General features: G+C 55.5%; 10 protein-coding genes. 1 reads left to right on the forward strand and 9 read right to left on the reverse strand.

All coding sequences use genetic code 11. The annotated features are described in order from the left end of the window. The first annotated feature begins 78 nt into the window (after window positions 1–78). A complete protein-coding gene (locus AC4EYZ_RS09990; protein ID WP_009287897.1) occupies window positions 79–720 on the forward strand; it encodes a putative metalloprotease CJM1_0395 family protein in 642 nt (213 codons plus the stop codon). Here AC4EYZ_RS09990 and AC4EYZ_RS09995 read toward each other — a convergent pair. From AC4EYZ_RS09995 to AC4EYZ_RS10035, 9 genes are all read right to left on the reverse strand, one after another. Continuing rightward, window positions 717–2435 carry a putative bifunctional diguanylate cyclase/phosphodiesterase gene (locus AC4EYZ_RS09995; RefSeq protein ID WP_053857143.1) on the reverse strand — a complete coding sequence of 573 codons (1719 nt, stop codon included), beginning with the start codon at window positions 2433–2435 and terminating at the stop codon, window positions 717–719. The two genes, AC4EYZ_RS09990 and AC4EYZ_RS09995, sit on opposite strands and share 4 nt — an antisense overlap. Before the next feature lie 306 nt (window positions 2436–2741). Then, window positions 2742–4694: a methyl-accepting chemotaxis protein gene (locus AC4EYZ_RS10000; RefSeq protein ID WP_022520748.1), complete on the reverse strand. Its 1953-nt coding sequence runs from the start codon at window positions 4692–4694 to the stop codon at window positions 2742–2744. A 246-nt stretch (window positions 4695–4940) separates the two neighbouring features. Beyond that, window positions 4941–5453 carry a C40 family peptidase gene (locus AC4EYZ_RS10005; RefSeq protein ID WP_022520749.1) on the reverse strand — a complete coding sequence of 171 codons (513 nt, stop codon included), beginning with the start codon at window positions 5451–5453 and terminating at the stop codon, window positions 4941–4943. 65 nt (window positions 5454–5518) lie between these two features. Beyond that, on the reverse strand, window positions 5519–6148 hold the full coding sequence (locus AC4EYZ_RS10010) for a histidine phosphatase family protein (RefSeq protein WP_022520750.1): 630 nt from the start codon (window positions 6146–6148) through the stop codon (window positions 5519–5521). A gap of 49 nt (window positions 6149–6197) precedes the next feature. Next, window positions 6198–7013, reverse strand: coding sequence for a phosphonate ABC transporter, permease protein PhnE (gene phnE / locus AC4EYZ_RS10015; RefSeq protein ID WP_022520751.1), 816 nt, complete (start codon window positions 7011–7013; stop codon window positions 6198–6200). A 61-nt stretch (window positions 7014–7074) separates the two neighbouring features. Then, a complete protein-coding gene (gene phnE, locus AC4EYZ_RS10020) occupies window positions 7075–7893 on the reverse strand; it encodes a phosphonate ABC transporter, permease protein PhnE (protein ID WP_490204245.1) in 819 nt (272 codons plus the stop codon). Then, window positions 7890–8750, reverse strand: coding sequence for a phosphonate ABC transporter ATP-binding protein (gene phnC / locus AC4EYZ_RS10025; protein WP_009287890.1), 861 nt, complete (start codon window positions 8748–8750; stop codon window positions 7890–7892). The genes phnE (AC4EYZ_RS10020) and phnC overlap by 4 nt, the downstream gene beginning before the upstream one ends. 77 nt (window positions 8751–8827) lie before the next feature. Further along, entirely contained in the window at window positions 8828–9793 is a 966-nt protein-coding gene (phnD, locus tag AC4EYZ_RS10030; protein ID WP_022520753.1) for a phosphate/phosphite/phosphonate ABC transporter substrate-binding protein, read from the reverse strand. Between the two features lie 114 nt (window positions 9794–9907). Continuing rightward, window positions 9908–11665 carry an EAL domain-containing protein gene (locus tag AC4EYZ_RS10035; RefSeq protein WP_009287888.1) on the reverse strand — a complete coding sequence of 586 codons (1758 nt, stop codon included), beginning with the start codon at window positions 11663–11665 and terminating at the stop codon, window positions 9908–9910. Window positions 11666–11777: the final 112 nt, after the last annotated feature.

The following is an 11777-nucleotide window of genomic DNA, read 5'->3' on the forward strand; positions in this document are numbered from 1 at the left end:
ACAGCGCAAACTTGCACTGTCGGCGTTGCTCGCTAATACTTCATGGTATCCCAACTCGTACTTAGTCGGTAATGACCTATGGCCGTTTCTTCCATTAGCACTGTTTCTCACGCTGCCGGGACGTACCCTTCAGCGAATACAATGTCCCCGCGCGTTGAGCAAGCCGCTAAAGGCCGTGCTCTAGAAGAAGATACGGCGTCTACCGACGACCCAAAAACGACTAGTGCTAGTGAAGAGAGCAGCAGTGCCGAGGCTGGCCCCAAACGGGCTGACGGTACGCCCATGGCGCCGGATGAGATTCGGCTACTAGACCAGCTTAAACAGAACGACCGCGAAGTTCGCCAGCACGAGATGGCGCACCAAACCGTGGGCGGTGCCTATGCAGGCGGCGCCAGCTACGAGTATGAAGTTGGCCCCGATGGCAAGCGCTACGCGGTCGCGGGAGAAGTACCGATCGATTATGGCCCGGTACCCAATGACCCCCAAGCCACTATCGAAAAAATGCAGACCGTGATCGCCGCAGCCATGGCGCCTGCAGATCCCTCTCCCAAAGATCATCAAGTGGCTGCCCAAGCGCGTCAGTACTTGTTGGAAGCCAAGCTCGAAGCGTCCATGCAGCGCAGTGAAATGGAGCAAGCCCGCAGCAACGGCGCCGAGGCAACTTCTTCTGCTGATGAATCAGCCGCTAACGAGCAACCTTCAGAGGAACAAGCTGCTTAATTGTCCGCTAGCGCAAGAGAGCTCCACTCTTCACGGCTAGGCCAATTTGCCAACCAGGTAGGTAATGACTCGGCGGGCATAGGCCGCGCAATACCATAGCCTTGGGCTAAATCGCAGCCTAGCGCCATCAAGGCTTTGGCATGGTCTAAGGTTTCTACCCCCTCTGCCAGCATGGGCCGCTTAAAACGATTAGCCATGTAAATGACGCTTTCCACAATCGCCATATCATCCTGATCGGTGAGCATATCGCGGACAAAGCTCTGATCAATTTTGATCAGGCTGACCGGCAACTGCCGCAGATGGGTTAACGACGAAAACCCGGTGCCAAAATCATCAATAGCAAAACTCACCCCCAGCGACTGGCAGCGCGCCATATTTTGCAGCGCAGCCTGGATATCGTGCATTGCGGCGCTCTCCAGCACTTCGAGCTTGAGCAGTACGGGCGGTACATCAGGGTAGCGTGCCAATAACTCGCCAAGCCGCTGGCTAAAATCACTCACTAACAGATGCGTAGGGCTTATATTCACATTGATCGGCAGCGCGATGCCCTGCACTTGCCACTCACTCAACTGACGCAGCGCTCGTTCAATGACCCACTCGCCAAGATCCACCTCCAACGGCGTGGTATCGATGATGGGTAAAAACTGCCCAGGTGCCAGCAGCCCATCTTCAGGGTGCTGCCAACGAATCAGCGCCTCTAGACCGACCACTTTGCCACTGCGCATATCGACCTGGGGCTGATAGTAAAGGCACAGTTCATTGTGAGTGAGGGCATCAATAAAACGCTGGCGCTGCTCATGGCGCACCTGAAGCAAGCGGTCATGGTTAGGGTCAAACAGGTGGAACGTGTCGCGGCCACGCTGTTTGGCACGATACATGGCCTGATTGGCATGCCGCAGCAGCACATCGCCCTGAACGTGGTCATTAGGGTAGAGCGTAACCCCCAGGCTCGCCGTCAGATGAACACTCTGGCCCTCAATCATCATCGGTTGTCGAATGGAGCCCAGCAACTTCTCGAAAAAGTCATCGTCGACACCGTGGTGCAGTAACAGCACGAACTCATCGCCACCCACCCGCGCCAGCACGTCATCGCCAAACAGCAGATGGCTGATGCGCTGTGAAAAAGAAGACAGCAGCGCATCGCCTACGGTGGGACCCAGCCGGTCATTAATATTTTTGAAGAAGTCGATATCCAGCGAACACACCGCCAAGGGGAGCTGCTTGGCTTCTGCATGCTGCATGGACTCTTGAATCAACTGCGTCAGCAGTTGCAGGTTGGGTAGCCCCGTGAGGGCATCAAAGTAGACTTCTCGATTAAGGTGGCGGGCATGGGCCGGAATGGCCGAAAGATCTGCGAGCACAATCACATGGTGATCGATCTCGCCGTGCTCATTGCGCACACGATTGATCGACATCATGCCGGGATAAAACTGGCCATCGTGACTACGGTAGCTCACCTGGCTTTTGCTACGGTCACGCAACTGCAGCTCTTCCCGCATCAACCGCGTGGTGCGGCTATCGTCCAGCGGTAAAATGCTGAACGCTTCTGGTGTTTTGCCCTGTACATCGCCCTGCGTAATCCCCGTTAATTCACAAAAAGCGGGGTTCACCTCCACCACCCGATTTTCCGCATCAGTAATAATGATCGCTTCGTTGGCGTAACTAAATACCGATTCAGCGGGTGACGCCGAATGGCTTACGGATGCCGTTGGCATCACGTTCGAGCGGGGCAGTGAAGGCGCTGGCTGGGAGTGCTGTTGAGACAAAGACTGTTCCTTCGATAAATTCAAGGATTCATACATATGTCTTTGCTCTCCTCGTCGTTTTTATAGAGCCGTCGCTAAATAGGTTCGTTGTTATATAGAGCCGTTATTAGGTCAATAGAACCGTTATTATGAAGACAGTAGTACTGCTAGGCATAATAACACCCTATGACGGCGAAGGTACTTTGCACTGCAAAGTACCTTATCGGCTGACGAGGTAATTAGTTAAAGAGTTTGCTCAATATAATGACAGGTAAGCTACGCGGGAGAGAGGGCTAAACGCTGGGTGGCCAACGCCGTATCGCGCACTTGGTAATCGCTCACTTTGCTGGTCATATCATCGGCCTGATCATCAAGGGAGCGGCTCGCCGCGGCCATTTCCTCAACCAATGCAGCGTTTTGCTGGGTCACCTCCTCTAACTGGGCCATGGCACGGTTAATTTGCTCAATACCCGCCGACTGCTCATGGGTAGCCGACGCCATTTCATCCATCAGGCTTGCCATTTGCCCTACCCGTTGAGCAATCCGCCCCAGAGTTTCATTGGTGGTAGTCACCAGGCTTTCGCCTTCTGAAATTTTTGTCACATTATTATCGATCAATTGACGAATCTGGCTGGCCTCCTGGGCGCTGCGGCTAGCCAATTTGCGTACTTCATCGGCAACCACTGCAAAACCGCGCCCATGCTCACCGGCTCTCGCCGCTTCAACCGAGGCATTAAGCGCCAGCAAATTGGTTTGGAAAGCGATGTTATCGATAGTCACCACAATGCTAGTTACCTGCTCGTTGGCTTGCAGGATAAGCTGCATGGCTGTTTGGGCTTGAGAAGCGACTGCGGTGGCTTCTTTTGCCTCTTGAGCCACCTCCCCAGTCATCTGCTGGGCTTGCTGCGCGTTTTCAGCACTCTGCCGCACCGTGGCGGTAATCTGCTCCATGCTCGACGCGGTTTGCACCAGCGAGGCGGACTGCTCTTCGGTTCGCTGGGCAAGGTCTTGATTACCCTGCGCCATCTGATTGCTGGCCACCGCCACCGACTGCGCATTGCGCTTAACGTCAGCGACCAGCGCTTCGGTAACTTCCGACGATTCATTAAACGCCTGATATAGCTTTGATAACTCATCGCTACCCGGCACCACTAAGCGCTGTGTCAAATCGCTACCCCGGGTCGCGATACTGGTTAGCGCTTGGTTAAGCGATTGGGTAATGACGCGTACGATCAATACGGCAGCGACAATCGCCATCAAGCTGGCCACGAGCGCAATTACCGCATACTGCCAAAGTGCCTGTTGGGCCGACTCACGCAGCGCGACAGTCTGGGCCACCACTGTATCTGCCACGCTATCCTCTAACGCTTTAAGGCGGGCAATTTTCACCGTTTGCCACTCAAACCACTGTTCCGGGTCGACACCATAACCGCCGGCTTGCGCTTGACTGATCGCCAATTCGCGCCGAGCCAAGAGACGCTCGATCTCTGCACCGCTCAATGCCTGGTCAAGCTGGTCGCGGCTTTCATCTCCAGCCAACAGGCGGAAGCTCGTCAAGAATGCCTGTTCCTCGCCCAGCAAGGACAAGAAACGGCGTAACGTAGCGTCGGGCATGCCGTCGCTGGCGAAGGCATTGGAAAGCAGAGCCCGCTCAATCCCCGCTAAATCTTTGGCTTCCAGCAGTTGGTAGTAGGCACTTAGCTGGCGAGCAATACCCCCTTCGCTGGTTAGATGCGACAACGTACCCACAAAGGCCATTAGTTGACCGTTGATGCCAGTGTAGTGGCTTAACGCATCACCCATCGCCATATCAAGGCCATCGACACGCTTGCGTAAGGCTGCCTGGCGCTGCCACTGGGCGTCGATTTCGTTGAGTCGTTGCTGGACAGCAGGTGTTAACAGCGCTGGATCCAAGGCATCACGCTGAGCTTGGAAAGCCTGGACAGCGGCGTCGGTGTTGGGACGCTGCTGATTAAGCTGATCGCCAAAGGCATTACCTTCGCTGCCCAGAAAGCCAGCGGTCATGCCCCGTTCAAGCTGCATTTGGTGCACGGCGTCACCGGCACGCTGGGCCAGTTGGGTCAAGGCGTGAAGACGATCAAACTCCTGCACCGTCGCGCGCCGTTCCATAATGCCTTGCGCAGCAAACCAAGCCAGGGCAAGCAAGGGAAGCAGCAATACACAGACAAATTTAAACCGCATCGACATGCGGTTAACGATAGTTTTCATAGCTTAGCCTCAAACAGATAGCGTCGTTGGGGAGGTAAGCGGCGTGCTCGATTATTATTGTCCGCATCAACTGACGCGTTTAGCTAAGTCTGCCGCACTTTGCCGTTTAGTGAAATACGATTAATTTTAGTGGATAAAATAACGACAAGCGGCGCGATTATAGGGCGTTTGGGGAACTCTATATTGATTCAAATCATAAAGTCTGACGAATTTTCAGGCCTAACAAGCGGCTGAATTGAGCGCTCCTTAAGGCGCTGGACTGGCGGCACCCAAAAAGCGCGCCTGCCAGTAATCGATCTCTAACGGCACGCTGACTACTGCACGGCCCTTACCAGGTGCATGAATCATTTGGCCGTTGCCACGATAAATTCCTACGTGGGTCGCTTTGCGACGGTCGCCAAAGAAAAGCAGATCACCAGGGCGTGGTTTTTTCACCTGTGGCAAGGCACGAAACTGTTCATCGGCGGAACGCGGAACACGAATACCCGCCGCCCGGTAGGTCATTTCCACTAAGCCAGAGCAGTCCAGACCATCGGGCGTATTTCCCCCAAAACGATACGGTGTGCCAATGGCCTGCTGAGCATGGGAGAGAATCAGCGCACGCTCCATAGAGAGTCCTGCGCGGTTAGGAGGCGCCTCAATGGGGGTAAGATCGCGGCTGGCACAACCCGCTAGTGCCAGTAGTAACAGGCAGGTAAGCAGCCACCTTCCAGAAGGTGCCAACCCGCAAGGTAGAGGCCACAGGCGAACCAGTAGCATGGGCAGCCGCTCCAATAAATCAACATGCTTTCATGATGGCGCAAAGCATGCCTAGCCGCCAATGGTTAGCGGCCAATCCACTCGACAAAGCTGGTTTCACCCAGCGCATGGCGTTCATGCCGCACCCGGCTCATGGCCGCGTAGGGTAAATCCATTGCCAGTACCCGCGAAAGCGGCTGCTCGATCACCTGGCGCAGCAGGCCATTGCAGACAAATAGATGCGCCACTACCAGCACATGCTTGCTAGGCGGGTTACTTAACAGCTGCTGCCAGGCCTCGGCTAATCGCGCGTCAAAGGCTTGCAGGGTTTCGCCACCGGGGGGAGACACCGCGGCAGGATCGAACCAAAAGGCACTCATTCGCTCGGTGCCCTCTTCGGCAAACACCTGGGCGTGGGTTTTGCCCTCCCACTGCCCCAAATGCAACTCGGCGAAATCGTCTTCCACCTGAACGGGCAGATCAAACTCCTCGCCCAGCCATAAGGCGAATTCGCGGCAGCGCGTTAACGGAGAGGTCACGATCGCATCGTAGGGAAGATGCCCGTCGACCGTCTGCCGCATGACTGCATCGGTCACCTGCTGCCAGCCGGTTTCACTCAGCGGATGGTCGGTGGAGCCGCGGAGCATACGCCCGCCCACCGGCTCGCCGTGGCGCAGTAAATCTATCGTTGTTTGTTCGGCTTCAGGAAAGCGCATAGGGGTAACCTCGCCGATCTAGGCAGTTTGCAGATTAGGAAACCGATGACTAGATAATCGCGTGACGCACGCGTGCGGAAATCCACTCCGATACCAGCACGGTGGCGAAAATCATAATAAAGATGACGCTAACTTGATCCCAGGCGAGGCTATTGATCGAGGCATTCAACTGCAGACCAATACCACCTGCCCCGACCAAGCCCAACACCGTCGACTCACGGATATTAATGTCCCAGCGGTAAACGCTAATCCCCGCGAACGCGGGCATCACCTGGGGCAGCACGCCGTAGTTCATCACCTGCAGTCGACTCGCGCCGGTAGCGCTAATCGCCTCAACGGGCGTGGGATGGATCTCTTCAATCGCTTCGTAAAGCAGCTTGCCCACAAAGCCGATGGAGCGCAGGGCAATGGCAATAATCCCCGCCAGTACGCCGGGGCCAAGAATGGTGACCAGTAGCATCGCCCAAATCAGCGAGTTAATGGAGCGCGATGAAACGATCACCATCAGCGCCAAACTGCGCACCAGCGGATGCGGCGTCGTGTTACGGGCGGCTAAAAATGCCACCGGAAACGCCATCATAATCCCTAACGCGGTGCCCAAAGTGGCGATATTGATGGTGTCCCACATGGGCTTCCAGAGCACATTGGCGTAGCTCCATTCGGGAGGGGTCATGCGGCTGATCAAATCTGCTCCCTGGCGGCCGGCATCTTCCACAAACACCCACATGGTGTTGTCGGAAATCATCTTCCAGCAGAGCAGAAATAGGCTGACACCCGCCAGCCAAGCCAGGTACTGCAACCATTGAGCGCGGGTGGTGCGCCGCCGCCAAACCGGCTGACCCTGGGGTGTAGTGGAAACAGGCATTTAAACTCTCGACAAATTAAGGGGCCAGAACTTACGGATCCAGCAGTTACTGAATCAGCGTTTACTGAGTCCAGCGGCGGACATGGCTTGAGCTGTACTCGCACAGCAGCACGATGGCGATGATAATCAGCAGAATCGCCGCGGAGGTGTCGTACTCATAGCGGCTCAGCGAGGTATTCAGCGTGGCGCCAATACCGCCTGCGCCGACAATGCCAATCACCGAGGACTCACGGAAGTTGATATCCAAACGGTACATGGAGAGCCCGATCAAACGCGGCATGACCTGGGGCTGCACGGCGTGGTTCATGGTTTGCCACCAACTGGCGCCCGTGGCGCGTACCGCTTCTACCTGCCGCCAATCCAAATCTTCAATATCTTCCGCCAGTAGCTTGGCCATAAAGCCAATCGTCGCGAAGGCCAGAGTAATCATGCCCGCAAAGGGCCCGAAGCCGAACATCACCACAAACAGAATCGCGATGATGATCTCCTGGAACGTGCGCGAAACGGCGATAATCGCGCGGCACACAAAGTAGATCGGCAGTGGTGAAATGTTACGCGCTGCCCCTAAACCCACGGGTATCGCCAGCAGTACACCCAATACCGTGGAGGTGAGCGTCATGGTCAAACTTTCCAGCAAGCCCGCGACGATATCGTCGTAGCGGCTGACAAAGTCAGGCTGCATAAAGGCGCCTAAAAAATTAACCGCCCGGCCTGCGCCTTCCGCCACCCGCTCCCAGTTCACCTCTACCGAGGCAAGCGCTAAAAACAGATACACCACTGCACCAATGGCAAGCCCCCAGCGCAAGCGAGGACTTTCAATTAGCGGTAGTCGCCGCCACTGACCGTGCTGCGCCGCCTGCTGGCGTGCCTGCTCGCTCATCGTGCTGCCCCCGCTTCGATTGACGACATCACCCGCGCGTAGGGAGGATTAATCGGAGCAGTGTTAGTCGTCTCATCGCCGCTGACTTCTTCGTCCATTGGCTCAGGCGTGGTGTCCCAGTCCTCTTCACCATAAATCGTGGTGAGGATCTCACTGGTGAGTTCGCTGGGAAGGCCATCAAAGACGATTTCACCCGCCCGCAGGCCGACAATGCGGTCAGCAAATTGCTGGGCCAGCGCTACGTCGTGAATATTGATGATCGCCGCCAGTTCGCGCTCTGCGCACAGCTCACGAATCAAACGCATGATTTGGCGCGAAGTTTTTGGGTCAAGGCTGGCGGTGGGTTCATCCACCAGCAACAGCTTAGGACTTTGCAGGAGCGCCCTGGCGATACCCACCCGCTGGCGCTGGCCGCCAGACAGGGCATCGGCACGTTTATCGATGGCATGCGGCAACCCCACTCGCTCCAATAGACGGAAGGCTTCAATCACAGCCTCCTGCGGGTAGCGGCGCAGGAAGCTGCGCCAAAATCCCACATAACCGAGCTGACCTGAAAGCACGTTCTCCATCACGGTTAGGCGGTCTACTAACGCATACTCTTGAAAAATCATTCCCATGGAGCGGCGGGCATGACGCAGCTTATGTCCCGAGAGCTTCGTCAGTTCCGTGCCGTCCAGGCGAATACTGCCCTGAGTAGGCTCAACCAACCGGTTCACACAGCGAATCAGTGTGCTTTTACCCGCGCCAGATGGGCCAATCAGCGCCATCACTTGGCCTTTGGGCAGCGTTAGTTCAATATCCGTCAGCGCTCGATCCCCGGTAGGGTAACGTTTACCAACGCCGGTGAGTGTCAACATGGAAGTGCCTCATCTACATAGCGGTTCGGCCAGAAGGTTGCCCTCCTGGCCGATCGTATTGGGGTACTGCTTAAAGATTAATCGCAGTCGTAGGTCACGCCGTTGGCGTCAGCGATGGTGCGGATAACCGCCCAGTTTTCCTGATAAGTAATCGGAATAAACTGCGCTTCGCCGGAGTTGGCGAATTCTGACTCTAGGGCAGTGCCTTCCCAGTCGTAGCTGAAGAACGCATCCTGAATCTTCTCGGCAAGTTCCGGGTTCAGGTTATTCGCCAGCCCGTAAGCGGTGGTGGGGAAGGTTTGTGAGGTGTAGATAATGTCGTAATCACCTTCGTTCACTACACCGCGGGAAATCATCCGCTTGCCTACGGAGTTAGCAATCGCCGCCGCGTCGTAATCTTCGTTAACCACGCCGAGAATGGAGTTGTCGTGAGAACCAGAGAAAGCGGTCTCAAAATCTTCACCCGCTTCCATACCGTACTCAGAGCGCAGCAGCGCCGAGGGGGCGCGGAAGCCAGAGTTAGAGGTTTCTGAGGTAAACGCTAGTTGGCGACCCTGCAAGTCTTCAACGGCTTCAATGCCGCTTCCGGGGTAGGTAATGATCTCCATTTCATAGCCAAAACTGCCATCTTCCGCGGCCATCATGGCGAAGGGGCGGAAACCACCGCAGTTAACCGCGACCGGTACGCCACCGGTATTGAAACCGGCTACGTGGAGACGGCCAGCGCGCAGCGCTTCCTGCTGGGCAGCATTGGACTGCACCGGGAAGAACTGGACTTTTTTGCCGGTGGCTTCGCTCAGGTGATCCAAAAAACCAGACCAGACATCAGCGTAAACCGCAGGATCTTCAACCGGCGTATAAGCAAACACCAAGGTATCCGGATCCACCCACTGTGACTCGTCGCTGGGAACATCGGCAACCATATCGCCATCGTTATCCACATAGCGCGATGAAAGATCCGCAGAGGCGTTCACTGCGACCAAGGCGAAGGCACTGGCAACGGCGGCACTGATTAACGTGCGGGAGAGGGATAATGTCTGCATGGGTCACCTGTAGCGTTCTGTAGAGTTATTAAAAGATGACAACATCCTGACGACTCCAGATGACAAAAATGGGGCACTTATATGACCACTTCGTGACGTTTTGGCGAAGGACAGTTAATCTACAGCTTGAAAAGCCTCGTGACCGCGGCGCTCTACAAACAGGCTGTTACCGGGAATTTTTTTCGCCTGGTGCTTCAGCTCAGAAAGCTCGCCTGCGATATCCAGCGATTGGCAGGTAGTCGTATCATGGATGGGTTTTACCGCAATCGAGACGCTCACAAAGGGAAAAAACGTCATTCTATTTTGACGGTTTTCGATGTGAATCCCGCCCTGAAGGCGGTCAGCCTCTTCATAGAAGCCCGGAGCCATCACCTCGAATGAGTGTAGAATTTGCTGACAAACACTTTCCCAGTACTCAAGCGGCAGCAACATCATAAAATCATCGCCGCCAATATGGCCAATAAAGCCCCCGGCATTCTCTACCTGTGCTTGCAGCAGCCGCGATAGCGAAATGATGATGTGGTCACCTCGGGCGTAGCCATAGGCATCGTTAAAGGCTTTAAAGTTATCCAAGTCAACATAGGCCGCAGCAAACCCATGCCCGGAGGCCAAATAAGCCGCCAGGGTTTCATTGATCAGGATATTACCCGGCAGGCCGGTGAGCGGGTTGGCATGCCGCGCTTGGCGCACCTGAATCGCGGTAATCTCACGCAAAAGGTCAACGATATTGCCCATCCCCAGGTAGTCACCGTTAGCGTTAACGATGACAAAGTCCTCTTGCTCAATATCCCGGCTGTCGGTCAACTTCTGACTCAAAATCTCAAGCGGAGTATCCGCTTCGGCCACCAGCATGCGTGCATCAGCAACGTCCAGCACACGGCGCTTGGCATAAAGCGAATGGCTATAGGGGTTGGTAAATAGAGTTAAAAACGAGTTGCGTCGCACCACAGCCACGGGCTTACCATTCTCCAGCACGGCCACACAGCGCAAACTGGGTTGTTGGCGAAATCGCTCGGAGATATACGGCACTGCGCAATCCGTAGTTATGGCATCGGTAGCCCGTAAAATCGAGCGCGTGGTGCGACCCGCAGGGCTTTTTAATTGGGTGCTCGCTGGCAGCACCATATTGAGTTCTAAAGGCGGCTGCTGGTTGGGTCGGGCGAAATAGAAGCCTTGTAGTAGTGCGAGCCCACGGTCGAGTTCCCACAAGCAAAGATGCTCAGCAGCGGTCTCCACCCCTTCGGCGATCACTTGGCAGTCCAGGCTACGCGCCACATCGAGAATCGAACGCAGGAACTCTCGCTTGGCAGGATCCTGGTCAATGCCGGAGATAAAGTGTCGGTCGAGTTTAACGAAATCCGGGCGCAGCTCCGACCAGTGGCGCAGGCTTGAGTGACCTGCACCGAGGTCATCCAGCGCCACCTGGAAGCCCATGGTGCGGTAGTGATCCACCGCTTGGCGCATTAGCTCGTAGTCGTGGATTGGCACGTGTTCAGTGAGCTCGATCACCACCCGCTCTGGGGGCAAGCCGCTGTCACGAATAAAGCCAAGCGTTAAGCCTTCGCGAAAATCACGCTCTACGATCGTCAACGGCATAACGTTAAGAAACAGCAGGCCCGGCAGATCGAGCTCTGCAAAGCGGTAGATGGCTAACCGTCGGCAGAGTATATCTAATTCCACCAGCTTTCCGGCCTGAGTGGCTACTTCAAACAGTCGTAACGGCGAGTGAAGCGGCGATGTTTTAGGCCCACGAATCAGTGCTTCGTAGCCATAAATCGCCTGCTGGCTGGCATCCACAATGGGCTGAAAGAGCACGTGCAACTCTTCTGTTGCAATAATCTTTTGCAACCACTGCGATTCTTGTGCGGTCATTTGCCTGCTGCCCTATTCTGCCACCCTAATAACCAGCGGTGGTTCCTATGATGTGTCACCTTCCCTGGAGTTGGTTGATAAGCTGCAAGCAAGCGTGCGTCATTTTTGTGAC

The organism is Vreelandella sp. 162(4c) (genome assembly GCF_058152265.1).

What these genes read in the sequence shown, in the direction of transcription:
- AC4EYZ_RS09990 (WP_009287897.1), top strand. Translation starts at nt 79, where the DNA reads ATGGCCGTTTCTTCCATTAGCACTGTTTCTCACGCTGCCGGGACGTAC.
- AC4EYZ_RS09995 (WP_053857143.1), bottom strand. Translation starts at nt 2,435, where the DNA reads ATGCCAACGGCATCCGTAAGCCATTCGGCGTCACCCGCTGAATCGGTA.
- AC4EYZ_RS10000 (WP_022520748.1), bottom strand. Translation starts at nt 4,694, where the DNA reads ATGAAAACTATCGTTAACCGCATGTCGATGCGGTTTAAATTTGTCTGT.
- AC4EYZ_RS10005 (WP_022520749.1), bottom strand. Translation starts at nt 5,453, where the DNA reads ATGCTACTGGTTCGCCTGTGGCCTCTACCTTGCGGGTTGGCACCTTCT.
- AC4EYZ_RS10010 (WP_022520750.1), bottom strand. Translation starts at nt 6,148, where the DNA reads ATGCGCTTTCCTGAAGCCGAACAAACAACGATAGATTTACTGCGCCAC.
- phnE (WP_022520751.1), bottom strand. Translation starts at nt 7,013, where the DNA reads ATGCCTGTTTCCACTACACCCCAGGGTCAGCCGGTTTGGCGGCGGCGC.
- phnE (WP_490204245.1), bottom strand. Translation starts at nt 7,893, where the DNA reads ATGAGCGAGCAGGCACGCCAGCAGGCGGCGCAGCACGGTCAGTGGCGG.
- phnC (WP_009287890.1), bottom strand. Translation starts at nt 8,750, where the DNA reads ATGTTGACACTCACCGGCGTTGGTAAACGTTACCCTACCGGGGATCGA.
- phnD (WP_022520753.1), bottom strand. Translation starts at nt 9,793, where the DNA reads ATGCAGACATTATCCCTCTCCCGCACGTTAATCAGTGCCGCCGTTGCC.
- AC4EYZ_RS10035 (WP_009287888.1), bottom strand. Translation starts at nt 11,665, where the DNA reads ATGACCGCACAAGAATCGCAGTGGTTGCAAAAGATTATTGCAACAGAA.